Annotated in this window: 13 protein-coding genes, 1 tRNA gene and 1 pseudogene; 8 read left to right on the forward strand and 7 right to left on the reverse strand. The window is 44.8% G+C overall.

The genetic code is table 11. From position 1 onward, the window contains the following. Nucleotides 1–2 precede the first annotated feature (2 nt). From BACFIN_RS06355 to BACFIN_RS06345, 3 genes are all read right to left on the reverse strand, one after another. Entirely contained in the window at nt 3–578 is a 576-nt protein-coding gene (locus tag BACFIN_RS06355) for an FKBP-type peptidyl-prolyl cis-trans isomerase (protein WP_007755579.1), read from the reverse strand. Nucleotides 579–589: 11 nt separating this feature from the next. Beyond that, a complete protein-coding gene (locus BACFIN_RS06350) occupies nt 590–2,131 on the reverse strand; it encodes a glycine--tRNA ligase (protein WP_007755582.1) in 1,542 nt (513 codons plus the stop codon). A gap of 103 nt (nt 2,132–2,234) precedes the next feature. Then, nucleotides 2,235–2,741, reverse strand: a complete 507-nt coding sequence (locus BACFIN_RS06345) for an HU family DNA-binding protein (protein WP_004314067.1) — start codon at nt 2,739–2,741, stop codon at nt 2,235–2,237. Between the two features lie 341 nt (nt 2,742–3,082). On the opposite strand from BACFIN_RS06345, the gene BACFIN_RS06340 reads away from it, so the two are divergent. From BACFIN_RS06340 to BACFIN_RS06305, 8 genes are all read left to right on the forward strand, one after another. After that, nucleotides 3,083–5,728: a DNA gyrase/topoisomerase IV subunit A gene (locus BACFIN_RS06340; protein ID WP_007755593.1), complete on the forward strand. Its 2,646-nt coding sequence runs from the start codon at nt 3,083–3,085 to the stop codon at nt 5,726–5,728. Beyond that, on the forward strand, nt 5,728–6,591 hold the full coding sequence (locus BACFIN_RS06335; protein ID WP_007755596.1) for a DUF3316 domain-containing protein: 864 nt from the start codon (nt 5,728–5,730) through the stop codon (nt 6,589–6,591). The genes BACFIN_RS06340 and BACFIN_RS06335 overlap by 1 nt, the downstream gene beginning before the upstream one ends. A gap of 46 nt (nt 6,592–6,637) precedes the next feature. Further along, on the forward strand, nt 6,638–7,699 hold the full coding sequence (locus tag BACFIN_RS06330; protein ID WP_007755599.1) for a S41 family peptidase: 1,062 nt from the start codon (nt 6,638–6,640) through the stop codon (nt 7,697–7,699). Nucleotides 7,700–7,771: 72 nt separating this feature from the next. Further along, nucleotides 7,772–7,853 (forward strand) — tRNA-Leu (locus BACFIN_RS06325). A gap of 159 nt (nt 7,854–8,012) precedes the next feature. Next, a complete protein-coding gene (locus BACFIN_RS06320; RefSeq protein ID WP_007755602.1) occupies nt 8,013–11,078 on the forward strand; it encodes a SusC/RagA family TonB-linked outer membrane protein in 3,066 nt (1,021 codons plus the stop codon). A 12-nt stretch (nt 11,079–11,090) separates the two neighbouring features. Next, the gene (locus BACFIN_RS06315) at nt 11,091–12,623 is read left to right on the forward strand and encodes a RagB/SusD family nutrient uptake outer membrane protein (RefSeq protein WP_007755605.1); all 1,533 of its coding nucleotides are present in this window, start codon (nt 11,091–11,093) and stop codon (nt 12,621–12,623) included. A 14-nt stretch (nt 12,624–12,637) separates the two neighbouring features. Beyond that, the gene (gene bglX, locus BACFIN_RS06310; protein ID WP_007755608.1) at nt 12,638–14,947 is read left to right on the forward strand and encodes a beta-glucosidase BglX; all 2,310 of its coding nucleotides are present in this window, start codon (nt 12,638–12,640) and stop codon (nt 14,945–14,947) included. A gap of 18 nt (nt 14,948–14,965) precedes the next feature. After that, nucleotides 14,966–16,369, forward strand: coding sequence for a glucoamylase family protein (locus BACFIN_RS06305; protein WP_007755610.1), 1,404 nt, complete (start codon nt 14,966–14,968; stop codon nt 16,367–16,369). A 27-nt stretch (nt 16,370–16,396) separates the two neighbouring features. Here the strand turns inward: BACFIN_RS06305 and BACFIN_RS06300 are convergent, their stop codons facing one another. The 4 genes and pseudogenes from BACFIN_RS06300 to BACFIN_RS06290 form a co-directional block, all read right to left on the reverse strand. After that, nucleotides 16,397–18,946 carry an outer membrane beta-barrel family protein gene (locus BACFIN_RS06300; protein ID WP_007755612.1) on the reverse strand — a complete coding sequence of 850 codons (2,550 nt, stop codon included), beginning with the start codon at nt 18,944–18,946 and terminating at the stop codon, nt 16,397–16,399. A gap of 23 nt (nt 18,947–18,969) precedes the next feature. Then, a pseudogene (locus tag BACFIN_RS0220045) lies at nt 18,970–19,161 on the reverse strand (PD-(D/E)XK nuclease domain-containing protein); the annotation flags it as partial. 236 nt (nt 19,162–19,397) lie between these two features. Next, a complete protein-coding gene (locus BACFIN_RS06295; RefSeq protein WP_022274829.1) occupies nt 19,398–20,432 on the reverse strand; it encodes an endonuclease/exonuclease/phosphatase family protein in 1,035 nt (344 codons plus the stop codon). 12 nt (nt 20,433–20,444) lie between these two features. Then, nucleotides 20,445–21,857, reverse strand: a complete 1,413-nt coding sequence (locus BACFIN_RS06290) for a DUF5689 domain-containing protein (RefSeq protein WP_007755619.1) — start codon at nt 21,855–21,857, stop codon at nt 20,445–20,447. Nucleotides 21,858–21,893: the final 36 nt, after the last annotated feature.

The following is a 21,893-nucleotide window of genomic DNA, read 5'->3' on the forward strand; positions in this document are numbered from 1 at the left end:
GATTATCGTTCTACAATCTTATCCAATTTTACATCATAGACTAGTGCCGAATAAGCCTGTAAAGAACCATCGCTACCTGTACCGGAACCATATCCACTCTGGTAAGGAATATACAAAGTCCAAAATTCTCCTTCTGCCATTTCAGTTAGCGTATACCCCCAGCCTGAGATCACTTCATTCAATAAGAATTCCGAAGGCACATCAAACTCGTCAGGCTCTGTTCCTGCAAAATTCTGTTGAACAACGTCACCATTAAAATAAGACATACGATAATATGCACTTACCTTAGAAGTATATACAGGTTTATCGTCATCCTTCACGCCGTCTCTGGAAATTCTTTTCTTGGCATATATTGTCTGCCCATTCGTCAAATCCGTAAAAGGATAAAGTCTCTCTTTTTCATCCGTGACTGTTATGCTGCCATTTTGTTGTCCAGCATACACATTGGCTATTGAATCAATAAAAGCCTCACTACGCGCACGCCAATTGTCATAACGTCCGGTCTCTTCCGTTTCGCTACAAGCGGTAAACGTCAAAGCCAACAATACTAAGGAGAATAAATAGATCTTTTTACTCATTCGTCAAAGGTTTATTGTAAAGTTTTCAATAGAGAAGTGATGCTTACTCTGTCTGCGATGATATTATTCAGTTCAGAGATAGCGACACGCTCCTGCTGCATGGTATCACGGTTACGCAATGTCACACAGTTATCTTCTAATGTCTGATGATCGACCGTCACACAGTACGGAGTACCAATAGCATCCTGACGGCGATAACGCTTACCGATGCTATCTTTTTCATCATACTGACAATGGAAATGGAATTTCAAGTTATCAATAATCTCACGAGCTTTTTCAGGCAGACCATCTTTCTTTACCAACGGCATAACCGCCAGTTTCACCGGAGCCAGAGCAGCAGGCAATTTCAGAACCACACGGCTTTCACCATTTTCCAATTGCTCTTCGCAATAAGATGCGCTCATGATGCTAAGGAACATACGGTCAACACCGATAGAAGTTTCGATTACATACGGAGTATAAGACTCGTTCAGTTCCGGATCGAAATATTTGATGCTCTTGCCGGAGAACTTCTCATGTTGAGACAAGTCGAAGTTAGTACGAGAGTGGATACCTTCCACTTCTTTGAATCCGAACGGCATCAGGAATTCGATATCAGTAGCGGCATTTGCGTAGTGAGCTAGTTTATCGTGATCGTGATAACGATAGCTTGCATCACCGAAGCCAAGAGCTTTATGCCATTTCAAACGGATTTCTTTCCATTTCTTGAACCAGTCAAGCTCTGTTCCCGGTTTTACGAAGAACTGCATTTCCATCTGTTCGAACTCACGCATACGGAAGATGAACTGACGGGCAACGATTTCGTTACGGAAAGCCTTACCAATCTGTGCAATACCGAAAGGAACTTTCATACGACCTGTTTTCTGTACATTCAGGTAGTTTACGAAAATACCCTGTGCAGTTTCCGGACGCAGATAAATTTTCATAGAGCCATCGGCCGTAGAACCCATTTCGGTAGAGAACATCAGATTGAACTGACGAACTTCTGTCCAGTTCTTAGTACCGGAGATCGGGCATACGATTTCTTCATCAATGATAATCTGGCGGAGTTCTTCCAAATTGTTATCATTCAAAGCTTTTGAAAAGCGAGTATGAAGTGCATCTCGCTTAGCCTGATGTTCCAGTACACGTCCGTTAGTAGAACGGAACTGAGCCTCATCAAACGCTTCACCGAACTTCTTGGCAGCTTTCGCTACTTCTTTATTGATTTTATCGTCATACTTTGCCAACTGATCTTCAATCAGTACATCGGCACGATAACGTTTCTTAGAGTCTTTATTGTCAATCAAAGGGTCATTGAATGCGTCTACGTGTCCGGAAGCCTTCCAGATAGTAGGGTGCATAAAGATGGCAGAGTCGATACCGACAATGTTTTCGTGCAACAGCACCATGCTGTCCCACCAATATTTCTTAATGTTGTTCTTCAATTCAACGCCCATCTGACCGTAGTCATACACAGCGCCTAGTCCGTCGTAGATATCGCTCGAAGGAAATACGAAACCGTACTCTTTACAATGCGATACAAGCTTCTTAAAAACGTCTTCTTGTGCCATTTTCTTTTCTATATCTATTAATTTGAATTTGCTTTTTTCGTAAAAAGTGCCACAAAGATAGGGATTTATCTTATAAATAAGACAGAGAGGGTATTAATTTATCTTATTCCTGAACTTCTTCCTCGATTTCCGGTGCCACCATACGGTCATATTCTTCCCGCTCCTGCTCCCGGTCCGCTTTCTTCATTTCTTTGGTCAGCATCTCTTCAGGCATATACAGATTAAAAGGAATACGCATGCATTTCATTTTTTTCACTTCCCGGCTAAATTCAGGACAAGCCACGAAATAGACACGTGAAACGGACACCTTTCCCGGAGTTACCTGTTCGGGACGTTCAAATCCCGGACTGGTCAGTGATGTATGGAATGTGCCAAGTCCTTCGATAGTAACCGGCTGTCCGATAGACAACAGACTACGGATAGCATCAACCATTTCCGTCAATATACCATCTATCTGCCCGCGATGAAATCCACTCCGTTTTTCCATGTACTCGGCAAATTCTCTATTCCGAATCGGATCTATCAGTTTTTTGGGTACACCATACCATAATTCTTTTCTTTCTCCCGATGTTAAATCGGCTTTCTTTCTCACTACATAAGGCACTGCCATCGTTTATACTCCTTTCTTTTTTCGTTTATACTCGCGTTCTATTTGACACCCGGGTGTCAACACCATTGAGACCCGGGTGTCAAACATACCAACACCCGGGTGTCAGTGCTCATGAGACCCGGGTGTCAGATAAGTGTTGGCTGCAACAAAATTAAGTCTTTATTATAGGAAATCAAAGTTTTCTTATATATTTGTACCATCCCTACAATAACTAAAGAAAAAGAATAAGTCAATTTATACCCTTTTAACATTCGGAATATCCCCCTTTCTTTTCCGAAATCTCTTTTATTTTTGTATTTTTGCCTGCGTATGCGTTAAAATATTATAGTATATACGAATTTATGAGTGACGAAATCAACGAGATACCGGAAGGACATTCAGATTACAAACCGGCGGACGCACGGGACGAAAGCGTAAAACATCAGCTCACAGGCATGTACCAGAATTGGTTTCTGGACTATGCTTCGTACGTTATTTTGGAACGTGCCGTGCCTCATATCAACGATGGTTTGAAGCCGGTACAACGCCGTATCCTACATTCCATGAAACGTCTGGACGACGGACGATATAACAAAGTGGCTAACATTGTGGGACACACCATGCAGTTCCACCCTCACGGTGATGCTTCTATCGGAGATGCCCTGGTACAGTTGGGACAGAAAGACCTGTTGATTGATTGTCAGGGTAACTGGGGTAATATCCTTACCGGAGACGGCGCCGCTGCTCCCCGTTATATAGAAGCACGCTTGTCCAAGTTTGCGCTGGACGTTGTCTTCAATCCTAAAACAACTGAATGGAAACTTTCTTACGACGGACGAAACAAAGAACCGGTCACTCTTCCCGTGAAATTCCCGTTATTGCTGGCACAAGGTGTGGAAGGTATCGCCGTGGGACTTTCTTCCAAAATTCTACCGCATAACTTCAACGAACTTTGCGATGCCTCCATCAGTTATCTGCGTGGAGAGGAATTCCAATTGTATCCTGATTTCCAGACAGGAGGTTCTATCGACGTAGCCAAATACAACGACGGAGAACGCGGCGGAGCGGTGAAAGTACGTGCCAAGATCACTAAGATTGATAATAAAACACTTGCTATCACAGAAATTCCATACGGAAAGACGACTTCGACAGTGATCGACTCTATCTTGAAAGCTGTTGATAAAGGAAAGATCAAAATCCGTAAGGTAGACGACAACACGGCTGCCAACGTAGAGATACTGGTACATCTTGCGCCCGGCACTTCTTCGGACAGGACTATCGATGCACTGTATGCATTCACTGATTGCGAAGTAAGCATTTCCCCCAACTGTTGTGTCATTGATGACAGCAAGCCACATTTCCTAACCATCAGTAAAGTACTGAAAAAGTCGGCAGACAACACGTTGGATTTACTGAAGCAGGAACTGGAAATCAAGAAAGGCGAAATACTGGAAGCATTGCATTTCGCCTCACTCGAAAAAATATTCATCGAAGAGCGTATCTATAAAGACAAAGAGTTCGAGCAGTCCAAAGACATGGATGCAGCCTGCGAACATATCGACAAGCGTCTGACACCTTACTATCCGCAGTTTATCCGTGAAGTGACCAAAGAGGATATCCTCAAGCTGATGGAAATCAAAATGGGACGTATCCTGAAATTCAATTCAGACAAGGCGGATGAACTGATCGCCAAGATGAAAGAGGAAATTGCCGAGATTGATAACCATCTGGCTCACATCGTAGATTATACCGTCAACTGGTATCAAATGCTGAAGAACAAATACGGCAAGAATTTCCCGCGCCGCACGGAACTCCGGAACTTCGACACCATCGAAGCTGCCAAAGTAGTGGAAGCGAACGAAAAACTTTATATCAACCGTGAAGAAGGATTCATCGGAACAAGTTTGAAGAAAGATGAATTCGTGGCATGCTGTTCGGATATTGACGACGTTATCATCTTCTTCCGCGACGGTAAATATATTGTTACTCCCGTCGCCGATAAGAAGTTTGTCGGTAAAAACGTGCTCTATGTCAATGTATTCAAGAAGAACGACAAGCGCACGATTTACAACGTGGCCTACCGTGACGGAAAAGAAGGGACAACGTATGTCAAACGCTTCGCTGTAACCTCCGTTGTCCGCGACCGTGAATACGATGTCACTCAAGGAACTCCGGACTCACGTATCACTTATTTCAGTGCCAATCCGAACGGGGAGGCCGAAATCATCAAGGTGACACTGAAACCGAACCCGCGTGTCCGCCGTATTATCTTTGAACAGGACTTTAGCGAAGTAGGTATCAAAGGAAGACAGGCACGAGGCATTATCCTCACCCGGCTTCCGGTGCATAAGATCGCCTTGAAACAGAGAGGCGGTTCTACTCTCGGAGGACGTAAAGTCTGGTTTGATCGAGATATACTCCGCCTCAACTACGACGGAAGGGGAGAATATCTCGGAGAATTCCAAAGCGAGGATACCATATTGGTTGTCTTGAACAACGGTGACTTCTATACCAGCAACTTCGACCTGAGCAACCATTACGAAGATAATGTAAGTATTGTCGAGAAGTTCGATCCCAACAAGGTATGGACCGCCGCACTATATGATGCAGACCAACAGAATTATCCATATTTGAAACGTTTCTGCTTTGAAGGTTCCAACCGCAAGCAGAACTATCTGGGAGAGAATAAGAACAATCGCCTTATTCTGCTGACGGACGAGTACTATCCGCGCCTGGAAGTTATATTCGGAGGACACGATAGCTTCCGTGATCCGCTGGAGATTGAAGCCGAAGAATTTATCGCAGTCAAAGGTTTCAAAGCGAAAGGCAAACGTATCACCACCTACGCAGTGGAAACTATTAACGAGCTGGAACCTACCCGCTTCCCCGAGCCTGTACAAGAAACTCAGGAGGAGCCGGAAGAAGAACCGGAAAACTTGGATCCGGATAGCGACAAAAGCGAGAGCGATATTATTGATGAGATCACGGGGCAGATGAAGTTATTCTGATGAAGAAAAAAATACTATATCTAGGGCTGGCAGGATGCATCCTGTTCGCCCTTTGCACAAGATTACAAGCGCAGGCAGACAGTCTGCTGATTCATCGTTATGTAACACGTGCTACGATGTACGGTGTCGGATTCACGAACGTGTTTGATACTTATCTTTCGCCTCAGGAATACAAAGGAATCGATTTCCGTGTTTCCCGCGAAACAATCCGTATGACCAAGCTTTTTGACGGGAATGTGTCTGTACAGAATTTCTTTCAGGCGGATATAGGCTATACGCACAACCGAGCCGACAACAACAATACATTTTCCGGATTGGTTAACTGGAACTACGGGCTCCATTATCAGTTCCGTCTGACAGAGAACTTCAAACTGTTGGCAGGAGGATTGCTAGACGCCAACGGAGGTTTTGTCTACAATCTTCGGAACACAAACAACCCGGCTTCGGCACGAGCATATATCAATCTGGATGCATCGGGAATGGCTATCTGGCATCTGAAAATCAAACGTTATCCGGTAGTATTGCGCTATCAAGTGAATTTGCCGGTAATGGGAGTCATGTTTTCCCCCCATTACGGACAATCTTATTATGAGATTTTCTCACTGGGAAATGCCGGAGGAGTCATCAAATTCACTTCTTTACATAACCAGCCTTCGCTACGGCAAATGCTTTCCGTCGACTTTCCTATAGGATATACTAAAATGCGTTTCAGCTATCTGGCGGATTTGCAGCAGTCCAATGTAAACAATATCAAGACGCACACCTACTCACATGTGTTTATGGTAGGCTTTGTGAAAGAATTATACCGCATCCGAAACAAAAAAGGAGCCAGTGTTCTACCGTCATCGGTAAGAGCTTATTAAGTTGAGAGTTGAAAATTGAGAGTTGAGAGTTAATACAAGATTAAGAATGAGAAATAATATTAGACAAATGCTTTGGCTGCTCTGTTGTCTTCCGGTAGTGACCGGATGTATCAGGGAAGAGGAATATGCCAATGATCCTGTAGGAAACTTCGAGCAACTATGGAAGATTATTGATGAACGGTATTGTTTTCTGGAAGAGAAAGGCATTGATTGGGACGCTGTTCACGACAAGTATGGAAAACTGGTGAAACCCGGAATTTCGGATGACGACCTGTTTGATATACTAAGTCAAATGCTATATGAGTTGAAAGACGGGCACGTCAACCTCTCCTCCTCCAGTCGTATCTCATATTACGATGCCTGGTATCAAGGATATCCTTGGAACTATAGAGAGGATATCTTATACAATTACTATTTGGGAAGTGCCAGTTCCGGTTATCGTACATCTGCTGGTTTGAAATATAAAATATTCGATAATAATATAGGTTATATCCGCTACGAAAGTTTTAGTGCCGGAGTTGGAGACGGTAATTTAGACCATGTACTCGATTATTTGAAACTCTGCAACGGATTAATCATTGATGTACGCGACAACGGAGGAGGAAACCTGACTAATTCCACCCGTATTGCCGCCCGTTTCACCAACGAAAAGACATTGACCGGATATATCCAGCACAAAACCGGTCCGGGACATAATGACTTTTCTGAAATGGAGCCGATCTACCTGGAACCCTCTAATAGCATCCGTTGGCAGAAAAAAGTGGTTTTACTTACCAATCGTCGTTGCTACAGTGCCACAAACGATTTTGTGAATGCCATGCACAGTCTAAACAACGATAACGAAGAGCAAAGAATATTTCAGGTAGGTGACCAAACCGGAGGAGGTTCCGGGCTACCTTTCTCTTCAGAATTACCCAATGGTTGGAGTGTTCGCTTCTCAGCCAGTCCTCACTTTAACAAGTATAAAAAGCCTCTGGAAAATGGAATAGAGCCAGATGTATACGTAAATATGGATAAGATTCTGGAAGAGGGAATAGAGCATGGAGATGCAGAATCACAAAAGAAGGATGCACTGATTGAAAGGGCATTTGAAATATTAAGTGAATAACTTTATTACCGAATTATTTGTTAAATCAGAAAATCTTCCTATCTTTGCACCGCTAAACAAAAAGCTACACATGCGGATGTGGCGTAATTGGTAGCCGCGCCAGACTTAGGATCTGGTGCCGTGAGGCGTGTAGGTTCGAGTCCTATCATCCGCACATTAAAAGACAGCAGCCTTCAAGAACTTTTCTTGAGGGCTTTTTTGTTAAAAACAAGTATTCTTCCCTTTTTCATAATCTTTTTTGAGTTTGGTTTGTTTCCTTTGTTACTTTCGCCGACAGGCGACAGAATAGATACTTCAACCTAAATAGTAACAAATGGAAAAATTTAATGCAATGAGGACTAGACTTTCACAACATCTTCAGACAAAAGCCATCAGGCTAAAGGGCTTCATTATGCTCACTTGCCTGTTACTAGGTTCTATCTCTGCCTTTGCACAAACAAAGACGGTGACAGGAACGGTAACAGATGCCGCCAATGAGCCGTTGATCGGTGCATCGGTACTCGTACAAGGGACTTCTACCGGAACCATTACGGATATGGACGGTAAATATTCAATCTCCGTCACTCCGGAGGATGTATTGGTGTTTTCATACGTGGGAATGACTACACAGAGTATCAAAGTAGGAACACAAAGCATAATTAACGTCACCCTAAAAGAAGACTCGCAAGTACTAGCCGAAACAGTCGTTATCGGATACGGTAGTGCAAAGAAAAGAGATCTGACAGGTTCCATCACCAACGTCAAAGGAGAAGAAATAGCCAATAAACCGGCTATGAACCCACTTTCTTCCTTACAGGGAAAAGTGGCAGGTGTGCAGATTGTAAACTCAGGACGAGCCGGAGCCGATCCGGAAATCCGTATCCGTGGTACAAACTCCATCAATGGATATAAACCGCTGTACATTGTCGACGGTTTATTCAATGATAATATCAACTTCCTTAATCCGGAAGATATCGAGTCGATGGAGATTCTGAAAGACCCGTCGTCCCTAGCCATCTTTGGTGTTCGTGGTGCAAACGGTGTTATCATCATCACCACCAAGAAAGCAAAAGAAGGACAGACCTTGGTCAATATAAATACTTCTTTCGGCTTCAAGAAAGTGGTGGACAAAGTAAAATTAGTCAATGGCCCGCAATTCAAAGAGCTGTATAGCGAACAGCTTGCCAACCAGAAAGATGACCCGTTCGATTACACCGGCTGGGACGCCAACACCGATTGGCAGGATGAAATCTTCCAGACTGCCTTTATCACGAACAATAATATCAGTATCACAGGAGCTTCTCCCAAACATAGTTTCTATCTGGGTGTCGGCTACTCTTACGAACAAGGCAACATCGAACATGAGAAATTCAGCAAGGTGACCATCAATGCCAGCAATGATTATAAAATCACCGACTTCCTGAAAGTAGGTTTCCAATTCAACGGCGCACGCCTTCTACCTGCCGACTCGAAACAGGTGTTAGGTGCTCTCCGCTCCACTCCTATCGCTCCGGTATATAACGACGAGTATGGATTATACAGCGCTTTGCCCAATTTTCAGAAAGCACAGATCAACAACCCTATGGTAGATGTCGATTTAAAAGCGAACACAACGAAAGCCGAAAACTATCGCGCATCGGGTAATGTCTATGGCGAAGTGGACTTCCTGAAACATTTTACCTTCAAAGCGACGTTCTCTATGGACTACGCTTCCAACAACGGACGTACCTATACTCCTATCATAAAAGTATACGACTCTACCGTCAAAGGAGATGTTTCCACTTTGGGAACAGGTAAAACAGAAGTCAGCCAGTTCAAGGAAAACGAGACGAAAGTACAGAGTGACTATGTGCTGACCTATACCAACAGTTTCGACAACGGCAATCATAACCTGACAGCCACTGCCGGCTTTACCACTTATTATAACTCACTAAGCCGCCTGGACGGAGCGCGCAAACAAGGAGTAGGCCTTGTGATTCCGGACGATCCGGATAAATGGTTCGTCAGTATCGGAGATGCCGCTACGGCAACCAATGGAAGTACCCAATGGGAACGCAGTACCGTGTCTATGCTTGCACGGGTCATCTACAACTATAAAGGGAAATATCTGTTCAACGGGTCATTCCGTCGGGACGGTTCTTCCGCATTCTCTTATACAGGCAATGAGTGGCAGAATTTCTTCTCGCTAGGTGGCGGTTGGCTGATGACCGAAGAAGAATTCATGAAGGACATCAAGTGGCTGGATATGTTGAAGATTAAGGCCTCTTACGGAACATTGGGAAATCAGAATCTGGACAAGGCCTATCCTGCTGAACCGCTATTGACCAATGCCTATTCGGCCGTATTCGGTAAGCCGTCCATCATTTATCCGGGATATCAACTTGCCTATTTGCCTAATCCTACCCTCCGCTGGGAAAAAGTAGAGGCATGGGAAGCCGGATTTGAAACGAATATGCTTCGCAACCGCTTGCATTTCGAAGGTGTATATTATATGAAGAACACTAAAGATTTGCTTGCTGAAGTTCCCGGAATCTCCGGAACAATGCCCGGTATCGGTAACTTGGGACGGATTCAGAATAAAGGTGTGGAAATGGCAATCACCTGGCGCGACCAGATCGGTGAATGGGGATATTCCGTCAGCGCCAACCTTACTACAATCAAGAATAAAGTAAAAAGCCTTGTTCAGGACGGTTATTCCATCATTGCCGGAGATAAACAGCAAAGTTACACAATGGCAGGTTATCCTATCGGATACTTCTATGGCTATAAGGTAGCGGGAGTCTATCAATCGGAAGCCGATATCAAATCGTCTCCTGAGAATACACTTGCTACAGTTACTCCCGGTGACTTGAAATTCGCCGACGTCAATAACGACGGAAAGATCACTCCCGCAGACCGTACCATGATAGGTGATCCGACACCGAATGTCACTTACGGTTTCTCGCTCGGCGTGGATTACAAGAACTGGTCTTTTGGTATCGATATGATGGGACAAGGCGGAAACCAGATCTTCCGTACATGGGACAACTATAACTTTGCCCAGTTCAACTATCTGGCACAACGCATGGACCGCTGGCACGGAGAAGGAACATCCAACAGCCAACCGTTATTGAACTCCAAACATTCCATCAATACGTTGAATTCTGAATACTACATCGAAGACGGCAAGTTCTTCCGTATCCGTAACGTACAGTTGGCATACTCTTTCGACAAGAGCCTGCTCGCAAAGATACGTCTGCAAGCCCTGAAAGTCTATGTCAACATTCAGAACCTGAAGACATGGAAACATAACACCGGCTATACTCCCGAGCTGGGTGGTACCGCCACCGCATTCGGAGTGGACAACGGCAGTTATCCCGTACCGGCAGTCTACACCTTCGGAATCAACTTAACCTTTTAAAACGATAATTGTATGAAACTGGATAAATATATATTTTCAACCTTTATTGCCGCTACCACACTGCTTCTGAGCAGTTGCAGCGACTTTCTGGACCGTAGTCCGCAAGGACAGTTCACAGAAGATGACAATCCGAACGCACTAGTGAACGGTAAGATCTATAATGTATACACCATGATGCGTAGCTTCGACGTAACCTCCGGTACACCCGCCTTCGCCATCCACAGTTTCCGCTCCGAAGATGCGGAGAAAGGAAGTCTTGCCAGCGACGGTTCCGATGTGGCCGAAATGTACGACGACTTCATCTACACTCCTTCCAATGGTCAGCTAGGTGCTTATTGGGGCAAAAATTACGCCATCATCTATCAATGTAATGACATTCTCAACGCTATCGCCGAAAAGGAAACAACGGGACAGACGGAAAGCGAAGACATCATCAATAAAGGAGAAGCCTCCTTCTTCCGTGCTTATTATTACTTCAATCTAGTAAGAGCCTTCGGTGAAGTGCCTTTGGTGACTTATAAAATCAACGACGCTTCGGAGGCCAATATTCCGAAAACGACCGCTGATAAGATATACGAGCAAATAGACCGCGACCTGAAAACAGCGGAAGAGTCATTGCCTGAAACATGGAGTTCCGATTATACAGGACGGCTGACTTGGGGAGCTGCACGTTCTTTACACGCGCGTACCTATATGATGCGTAACGATTGGGACAATATGTACACCGCCTCCACCGACGTAATCAAGAAAGGCCTTTATAACCTGAACACCCCGTACAATAAGATATTCACAGACGAAGGTGAAAATAACAGCGGCTCCATATTCGAACTGCAATGTACCGCTACTGCGGCCCTACCGCAAAGCGATATTATCGGTAGCCAGTTCTGCGAAGTACAAGGTGTTCGTGGAGCCGATCAGTGGGATTTAGGCTGGGGATGGAACATGGCAACCGAACATATGGCGGAGGCATACGAACCGGGCGATCCGCGTAAGAATGCCACTCTGCTTTATTTCCGCCATTCGGACAGCGACCCCATCACTCCGGAGAATACGAACGAGCCTTACGGCGAATCTCCTGTTTCTCCGGCGATAGGCGCCTACTTCAACAAGAAAGCATACACTGACCCGGCTTTGCGTAAAGAATATAGCAATAAGGGCTTTTGGGTAAACATTCGTCTGATCCGTTATGCGGATGTATTATTGATGGGAGCCGAATCAGCCAACGAAAAAGGAATTCCGGGAGAAGCTATCGACTACCTGGAGCAAGTTCGTGCACGTGCCAGAGGTTCTAATGCCAATATACTGCCCAAAGTGACAACTACCGATCAAGGAGAGTTGCGCGAGGCCATCCGTCACGAACGCCGTGTGGAACTGGGAATGGAATTCGACCGTTTCTATGACCTTGTCCGTTGGGGGATTGCCAAAGATGTGTTGCACGCGGCAGGAAAATTAAATTACCAGGATAAGAACGCCTTGCTTCCACTTCCGCAGACGGAAATTGATAAATCAAAAGGAGTATTGGTACAAAATCCGGATTATCTATAAATAAATATAATAACATGATATACAAAAAGTTAAGTTTACTCATCCTATTGTTTGCCACAGGTCTTCTGACTGTATCGGCACAAAAGTCTCCACAGGATATGGATCGCTTCATCGACGTACTGATGAACAAAATGACTTTGGAAGAAAAAATTGGGCAGTTGAATCTTCCCGTCACCGGAGAGATTACCACCGGTCAAGCCAAAAGCAGTGATATTGCCGCCAAAATCAAAAAAGGCGAAGTGGGAGGACTGTTCAACCTAAAAGGAGTAGAGAAAATACGCGATGTACAGAAACAGGCAGTGGAAGGTTCCCGCTTGGGTATCCCATTGTTGTTCGGCATGGACGTTATTCATGGTTATGAAACCATGTTTCCCATCCCGCTCGGCCTATCCTGCACTTGGGATATGTCCGCTATTGAAGAATCCGCCCGTATTGCAGCTGTAGAAGCCAGTGCCGACGGCATTTCATGGACGTTTAGTCCGATGGTGGACGTCTCACGCGACCCTCGTTGGGGACGTGTATCCGAAGGTAGCGGTGAAGACCCGTTTCTGGGAGCCATGATTGCCGAAGCGATGGTACGCGGTTATCAAGGAAAGAATATGCAACGGAACGATGAAATCATGGCTTGCGTGAAACACTTTGCCTTATATGGCGCAGGAGAAGCCGGTCGTGATTATAACACCGTAGACATGAGCCGCCAGCGAATGTTCAACGACTATATGTTGCCTTACGAAGCTGCCGTCGAAGCAGGTGTAGGCAGTGTGATGGCGTCATTTAACGAAGTAGACGGAATACCTGCCACCGCCAATAAATGGCTGATGACCGATATTTTGCGCGGGCAATGGGGCTTCAACGGTTTTGTTGTAACCGACTACACGGGGATTTCCGAAATGATCGACCACGGAATCGGTGACCTTCAGACAGTATCGGCACGTGCCATCAATGCCGGAGTCGATATGGATATGGTAAGCGAGGGCTTTGTGGGAACACTGAAAAAATCCGTTCAAGAAGGTAAAGTTTCGATGGAGACACTGAATACAGCCTGCCGCCGTATTCTGGAAGCCAAATATAAACTTGGATTATTTGATAATCCTTATAAATATTGTGACCCGAAACGTCCGGCACGTGACATATTTACCAAAGCCCACCGTGAAGCCGCCCGCAGGATTGCAGCAGAAAGCTTTGTCTTATTAAAGAACGACAGCCCCGACAGGAACCCTAACGGAAATCCGCTATTGCCTTTCAACCCCAAAGGCAATATTGCCGTAATCGGTCCGCTCGCCAACAGCCGGACGAATATGCCCGGCACATGGAGTGTGGCTGCCGTACTCGACCGCTCTCCTTCATTGGTGGAAGGTCTGAAAGAGATGACAGCAGGAAAAGCGAATATCATGTACGCCAAAGGGAGCAACCTGATCAGTGACGCCGCATACGAAGAACGGGCAACGATGTTCGGCCGTTCGCTGAACCGTGATGGCCGCACAGACCAACAGCTGTTGGACGAGGCGCTCAATGTAGCACGCCATTCGGACATAATCATTGCCGCTTTAGGAGAGTCTTCGGAAATGAGTGGCGAGAGCAGCAGCCGTACGGATCTGAATATCCCCGATGTACAACAGAACTTATTGAAGGAACTGTTAAAGACAGGAAAGCCTGTGGTACTGGTATTATTCACCGGCCGTCCGCTTACGTTGACTTGGGAACAGGAACATGTACCCGCTATTCTGAACGTGTGGTTCGGAGGCAGTGAAGCTGCATACGCCATTGGCGACGCACTCTTCGGTTATGTCAATCCGGGTGGTAAACTCACTATGACTTTCCCGAAGAATGTCGGACAGATTCCTCTTTATTACGCACATAAGAATACCGGACGCCCGTTGAAAGAAGGCAAATGGTTTGAGAAGTTCCGCAGTAATTATCTGGATGTGGACAATGATCCGCTTTACCCATTCGGCTACGGACTGTCCTACACCACCTTCTCTTACAGCGACATTGATCTGAGTCATTCATCAATGGACATGACCGGCTCACTGACCGCAGCAGTAGAAGTTACCAATACCGGCACATGGCCCGGCACAGAAGTGGTACAGCTCTACATCCGTGATCTCGTAGGCAGCAGTACCCGCCCTGTGAAAGAGCTGAAAGGTTTCCAAAAGATATTCCTGCAACCAGGTGAAATGAAGATTGTCCGTTTCAAGATTGCTCCGGAAATGCTTCGATACTATAATTATGACTTGCAACTGGTTGCCGAACCGGGCGACTTTGAAGTGATGATCGGTACGAACAGCCGTGATGTGAAAACCGCGAAGTTCACGTTAAACTAAACTTTTATCACCTTGATTATGAACGATAAATATAAAAGAATAATAGAAATGAGTGCACTTCCGCTCATGTTACTATTTCTATCCGCCGTTGCCCTGACTTTCCAGAGCTGTAAAGGGAAAAGCAAAAGCAACAACCTTTCCGCAGCCACCGACTCGTTATCGGACGACGCCCTGATGGATACCGTCCAACGACGGACTTTCCTCTATTTCTGGGAAGGTGCCGAGCCGAATAGCGGCTTAGCTCCCGAACGTTATCATGTGGACGGCGTTTATCCAGAAAACGATGCCAACGTAGTCACTTCCGGCGGCAGTGGCTTCGGCATCATGGCTATCCTTGCGGGAATCGACCGCGGTTACGTCACCCGCGAAGAGGGACTGGCACGAATGGAACGCATCGTTTCTTTCCTCGAAAAGGCAGACCGTTTCCACGGAGCCTACCCTCATTGGTGGTATGGTGATACGGGCAAAGTGAAACCATTCGGCCAGAAAGATAATGGGGGCGATCTGGTAGAGACCGCTTTCCTCATCCAAGGGCTGCTGGCCGTACACCAATATTACATCAACGGAAACGAGAAAGAGAAAGCCCTCGCCCAACGGATCGACCAGATTTGGCGGGATGTCGACTGGAACTGGTATCGGCAAGGCGGGCAAAACGTTCTTTACTGGCATTGGAGTCCGACGTATGGCTGGGAAATGAATTTCCCTGTACACGGCTACAACGAATGTATGATTATGTATATTCTTGCCGCCGCTTCTCCTACACACGGAATACCTGCGGCTGTCTATCATGACGGTTGGGCACAGAACGGAGCCATCGTTTCTCCGCATAAAGTGGAAGGAATCGAGTTGCACCTCCGCTATCAGGGCACCGAAGCCGGACCGCTTTTCTGGGCTCAATATTCTTTCCTCGGACTTGACCCAGTGGGACTGAAAGATGAATACTGCCCCAGCTACTTCCACGAAATGCGCAACCTGACACTGGTAAACCGTGCTTACTGCATCCGCAACCCTAAACATTACAAAGGTTTCGGACCGGATTGTTGGGGACTGACCGCCAGCTACTCCGTCGATGGATATGCGGCTCATTCGCCCAATGAGCAGGAGGACAAAGGAGTAATCTCCCCTACCGCCGCACTTTCATCCATTGTCTATACACCGGAATATTCAATGCAGGTAATGCGCCATTTGTATGACATGGGAGATAAAGTGTTCGGTCCTTTCGGATTCTACGATGCTTTCAGCGAAACGGACAATTGGTATCCGCAACGTTATCTGGCTATCGACCAGGGTCCTATTGCTGTCATGATCGAAAACTACCGGACCGGATTATTGTGGAAACTCTTCATGAGCCATCCCGACGTACAGGCCGGATTAACCAAACTTGGTTTTAACACCAACAAGCAAGACGTGAGACAGAAATAAGAGGGAATCCCGGTGTGCGGAAATGGTCTACTGGCCACCTCCACCACCGGTGTTTCCGCCTCCTCCGCCTTTGACATCGTTATTGTTAATGCTTCGGGCTGCTTTCTTCACACTCGCCTTCAGCTCCCCGAACCGGTAACTGATACTAAATCCATAATACCGGTTCGGATATTTGTTCGAACTTCTCGACATAAAGTTCTGCCCTTCAGTATGACTGTTGTACGTTCTGTATTTCTCCACAAAATTGTTACAATAGATATTCAGTGACAGGCGCTCTTCTTTCAGGAAAGAACGACTCAACCCCAGACCATAATAATTGTAGCCCGAGCCTTTTCCTTGCAAGCTAATATAAGGTGTGCTTCCTCCGCCATTCAGGCTCAAGCGTATTTTCCAAGGTAACGTATGCTGTATTCCGCCATAAACGGAACCGTTCCACCCATAATTATGCAAATTCTGTGAAGGACTTCGCAAATCCCTGTAATTTCCACGCCCGTTAATATAGATCCGCGTTTTGGGAGAAGCATTCCAGTTCACATAAAAGCTCAAACCGGTTTCCCTACTCTTCCCGATATTATCATAAGTACTGTACAGAGCACCTTGAGGAGCTTTATGATCTCCATCAAAGATTTCTCCATTCGGATCGGTAACCAAATGGCTGACCCTTTCGATACCATTATTATTGAAAGAATGGCGCAACGAAAGGTTGACATTGAATTTCGCCGTGAAATTGCTATAAGACAAATCGAACGAATGGCTTTTCTCACTCTTCAGATTCGGATTCCCCTGGCTGATAAACATCGGATTCTGATTATCGAAATAAGGATTCAAATTCCAGATTCCTGGACGCCAGATGCGCATATTATATCCACCACGCAAATTTTGCGTCTTGCCAAGCTTTATGCCCAACGAAACGGAAGGAACCAGATCGCTGAAATTCGCATTGAAATCCTCTCCCGGACCTACAATATACTTTACCCGCTGCACAGTTTGTTCATAGCGAAATCCCGGTTTGAATGTAAGCCCCTTATATTTCAGTGTATATCCGGCATAAGCCGAAATAATATGGTTCAGATGCCGATACTCGCTACTACGGTCATCAGTATATACATAATCCCCACTTCCTCCTTCGGCCTCATAAAACTTGTTATCACTGGAATTACGACGGAAAATATACTTGACACCCGTTTCAATCGTGTGCAATTTTCCAATCGGAGTCGTGAAGTCCACCTGGAAAGTCTGTTCCATCGTATTCGTTTTACCATCCGAATGGAAGTTCTTCAACAACAGATTATCTATGATATCCTGCCTGTCTGCTTCCGGTTCAATATTCAAGTAGGTATTATATGAATCATTTGTTTGAGGCTGTGAGTTTATTTTATAAGAGAAGGTAATCATTCGCTCCTTGTTCTTCTTCGAGGTACGTTGGTAATCTACATTACCATTAATGGAGTACCAAGAGCCTTTTCCATGATTATCCGTATTATACCGATAGGCAAAACTCTGATGGTCGGATCCATACATGATGGTACTTCCGTCGCTATTGTTCTTGCTACCACCGCCATACATTCCAAAAGCCATAGTCAGCAATCGTAACGTGTCGATCTCGTAACTGGCCTCCAGATTACCATATTGAAAATTTCCTTTCGACTTGGAACTGCTTTCCGATTCCAGATACTTCTCATCGACCGACTCATAATTCTCCCGATAACTGTCGGAATAGCTACGTGGGCTGTTGTTATAATTATAGTTGTAATTGGCGGAGAGGGTCAGTTTTCCTTGTTTTATCATGGCATAGCTACCCGCACCCACCCCGTTATTATTGGCATTTCCTCTAAAAGTAGCCGTATATCCTTCAAATCCGCTACCCACCGTAACAATATTCAGAATACCTCCGATCCCCTCCGCATCATATTTAGCGCCCGGTGAAGTAATGACCTCAATATACTTGATTGTATTTGCCGGCATACTTTTCAACACCTCTTTCGGATTGTTACTCATCATATTGTTAGGTTTCCCATTCACGTGTATCTTGAAACTGCTGCTACCGTTTACCTGCACATTATCCTCTCCATCCACCGTTACCAGAGGAACTTTCCGAAGCATTTCCAATATACTGTTCGATTTTGAATCCGGATCATCTTCAATGTTGTATTCAATCTTATCCACATCCACTTTAACCAAAGGCTTTTGTGCGACGATTTCCACACCTTTCAACACATTGTTAGCCTCCGAAGAGTATAAAGTCCCCAAGTCAACCACTCTCACCGATGGTTTTAAAGCAAATTCTTTCACGATAGGAGATTTGCCAATAGAGGAAATCGTAATAACATACTCACCCGAAGCCACATTCAGTTTTTCCTGAAAGTGTCCGTTAGCTCCGGTCACCGCCATTTTCACGGCCTTATTCGGGGCACTCTTCTTTGTAATCCTGATTGTTGCATACGGTTCTCCTTCCTGAGTTAAGGAATCTAATAGTATCCCTTTAACAGTAAAAGAAAGAGGAGCGGATTTCTGTGCCCATCCCACCGCAGATGTAACGAACATGAATAGTAATAGTAGCAATAGTCTGTGTTTCATGACTAGAATTATTTAGTTTTTTATTAATCTTCCATAGCTCTCCATTCTCCGATTGTCCCTGTTGCACTATCAAAATTAACTCCTACCTTCATCACTTTCCTGTGATCCGGTTGATATGGGATAGCATACCCTTTACTGTTTATTTGTTTTAAAGCCTCTTCCGGAGTACCGTCCACCTTGAATTCAAAAACATAAATAGCATCTTGCATCTTTAATTCCGTCTTATCTACATAAACGTTATTATTATTGCGTAACTGTTCAAAGTTTTGTATTCCTATCGGATATATTCTGAAAGTATTATCCATGCCTGTCTTTATTAAAGTGAATCACAGGCAAATATAGGTATTTACAGACAGACCGCAAACAGTAGATAAAAAATAAATGCACAGATTCGAAATAACATCAAGTTATTCAAATCAATGCATTTATATTGCAATATACGACAATAAAATTAACGTATCTCTTTCAAAAAATAAATCAATACGGGGAAATGATCACTATATCCGTTAATAAAAGTATTACTGGAGAATGTGCGCCACGGATATCCTTTACGTTTTCCCTCCTGTGTCGTCAAGAAATCACGATTAAATATTTCCGCTTTCCAAAACTTCAAAGTTGAACGGTCTTTACCTAAAAGATTACCTGAAATAATCAGCTGGTCAAACAAATTCCATTTATCCTGATAACACAAAGAACCGATACCACGGTCGAACAAAGGCCACGTAGCATTAAAATAACCGTCAGGCTTCGTATCTGCGGCCTTTCTACAAGCTTTTAAAACTTCCTTCGTGCTTTTATTATTCGGATCATCATTCAAGTCCCCTACAATCAACACTTTCGCATTCGGATCAGCAGCATGAATAGAGTCTGCAATGTGTTTAGTTATAGCAGCAGCAGCTTCTCTATAGATTGAAGAACGATCACCACCATAACGGGAAGGCCAATGATTAACAATCATATGAAACGATTCACCCGCCAATAGCCCGCTCACCAGCAACTGATCACGTGAACGGAAATTCGGTTGTGAAGGCATCACAAAAGGATATACTTTCGATGAAAGCAAAGTAAACAATTTGGGGTTATAAAGACATCCCACATCAATTCCACGACGGTCCGGTGAATCGTAATGCACAATTTCATATCCCATAGAAGCTAATGGTTCCGTCTTCACCAAATCTTCCAACACCCGACGATTCTCTATTTCGGAAACACCAAGAATAGCCGGTCCACCCGGACATTTCTCACGGGCTAACTTAGCTATGACTTTCGCCATATTCTTCAGTTTCTGCTGATATTTCTCCGGCGTCCAAGCGTAAGGACCATTCGGCAGAAACTCATCATCGCCCGGATTATTGGGGTCGTCTTCCGTATCGAACAGATTCTCCAGATTATAGAAACCTGCCGCATAGACTCCCAAACGTGTTTGCCCCATCAGTCCGACGGACAGGGCAAACAGTAGCATATTCAATAATACAAGTCTTCTCATTATCTATTACGATTATTTGGTCGGTTCCGGCTTTATAACCTCACCGCCTCCTTCACCAGAGCCGGGAGCGATTAGCTTCACATCATACAGACGTATACCTTTTACATTGGTAGCACCGACACAACTGAATGTCAATGTAGCAGTTCCTGATACAGCAATATCGTCTATACGTATCTCTTCGACCACATACGGATTTTTGGTACCAGTCAGTTCTTTATCAGGAACAGGCAAATCCGTATTGTTGCATTTCACACTCAATGTATTGATATTCTGTTTATCTTCAGGCTGATATACATTAACTCCCATCTTGTAAATCAATGATACTTTAGCAGCACCTTTCAGATCTATATTTTCAATAGAGAGTGAATAATCACCTCCATAAAACCATATATTACCGTCACCGCTTTGCGTACGAGGCGACAAAAGATCAAGATCACCACTAAACATGGAAGAAGGATTATCGAATGTATTGGAAGGACTAGCATCCCACCATTCAGTTATTGATGATGCCCATCTATCCTTACCGTCTACGCTAATCTTATCAGGCGCTTTAAACGTTTCGCTAAACAATACCGTTTCACCGCCTTCATTTCCATCATCTCCTTCTCCCGGTTCAACTCCATCGAAGCCGAAAACATCCGAACGGGAAGGAATCATCAGCTGCCAAGTTCCTTTGAAACGTCCGAGAATACCTACTACAGTTCCCGTTCCTACCGGCAACGTTTCTGCGGCAAAGGAAGCATAACTGCTCGTTCTCACCATAATCACATTTCCATGCGCATCTTTCAGGTTTTCCTCTCCGTACTCTTTCGTCTCCACTTTGGCAAATGTATTCTTTCCGCCATTTTCGAAATGTACTCCTTCCATTTGCACCAAACGGTAAGTCATTTTAGTTACGTTAAGGTTTACCGTACTCATGTCTGTAATCACTTCCGGCTTCACGTTGTCCACATACGGCCATCCGTTCTTTTGGACACGCGCCTGAAATTCAGTAAACGGCAGACGATAGGTCGTGCCCCCGTCAAGCCATCCCAACTGCTGTTCATCCCCATATACAGACACACACATACCTTTCAGATTCACAAAAACCTCTTGCCCGCGACGGTAGAAATTAGAAACGTTATTCTCGTCCACCTGTATCGGCATTGCTCCGGTTTCATCCTGCACGATTACCTGCTTGTAGATATTGCCCGATTCATCGTTTCCTGTGACGTATGCTTTCAATACCCAATCATTGGTGATTTCTATAGGCGTTTCTTGCGTAGCATTCTTACAGTTTTCTTTCAAATCCGCAATCGTTATATTCGCACTGGGTCCTTCATATACAGGTTCATTCAACGGAGGAGCATCATAATCACGTTCACAGCCGGTCAACACAGCGGCAGCCAGCACTAAAAAGGAGAATATTTTCTGAGTTACTTTCATATCTGTTTCAATTTTAATCGTTATAATATTCGTTCC

The sequence above is a fragment of the Bacteroides finegoldii DSM 17565 genome (genome assembly GCF_000156195.1).
Lineage (GTDB): Bacteria > Bacteroidota > Bacteroidia > Bacteroidales > Bacteroidaceae > Bacteroides > Bacteroides finegoldii.

Bases quoted from the DNA above. Each gene is read 5' to 3' on its own strand.
- BACFIN_RS06355 (WP_007755579.1), bottom strand. From the start codon at position 578: ATGAGTAAAAAGATCTATTTATTCTCCTTAGTATTGTTGGCTTTGACG.
- BACFIN_RS06350 (WP_007755582.1), bottom strand. From the start codon at position 2,131: ATGGCACAAGAAGACGTTTTTAAGAAGCTTGTATCGCATTGTAAAGAG.
- BACFIN_RS06345 (WP_004314067.1), bottom strand. From the start codon at position 2,741: ATGGCAGTGCCTTATGTAGTGAGAAAGAAAGCCGATTTAACATCGGGA.
- BACFIN_RS06340 (WP_007755593.1), top strand. From the start codon at position 3,083: ATGAGTGACGAAATCAACGAGATACCGGAAGGACATTCAGATTACAAA.
- BACFIN_RS06335 (WP_007755596.1), top strand. From the start codon at position 5,728: ATGAAGAAAAAAATACTATATCTAGGGCTGGCAGGATGCATCCTGTTC.
- BACFIN_RS06330 (WP_007755599.1), top strand. From the start codon at position 6,638: ATGAGAAATAATATTAGACAAATGCTTTGGCTGCTCTGTTGTCTTCCG.
- BACFIN_RS06320 (WP_007755602.1), top strand. From the start codon at position 8,013: ATGGAAAAATTTAATGCAATGAGGACTAGACTTTCACAACATCTTCAG.
- BACFIN_RS06315 (WP_007755605.1), top strand. From the start codon at position 11,091: ATGAAACTGGATAAATATATATTTTCAACCTTTATTGCCGCTACCACA.
- bglX (WP_007755608.1), top strand. From the start codon at position 12,638: ATGATATACAAAAAGTTAAGTTTACTCATCCTATTGTTTGCCACAGGT.
- BACFIN_RS06305 (WP_007755610.1), top strand. From the start codon at position 14,966: ATGAACGATAAATATAAAAGAATAATAGAAATGAGTGCACTTCCGCTC.
- BACFIN_RS06300 (WP_007755612.1), bottom strand. From the start codon at position 18,946: ATGAAACACAGACTATTGCTACTATTACTATTCATGTTCGTTACATCT.
- BACFIN_RS06295 (WP_022274829.1), bottom strand. From the start codon at position 20,432: ATGAGAAGACTTGTATTATTGAATATGCTACTGTTTGCCCTGTCCGTC.
- BACFIN_RS06290 (WP_007755619.1), bottom strand. From the start codon at position 21,857: ATGAAAGTAACTCAGAAAATATTCTCCTTTTTAGTGCTGGCTGCCGCT.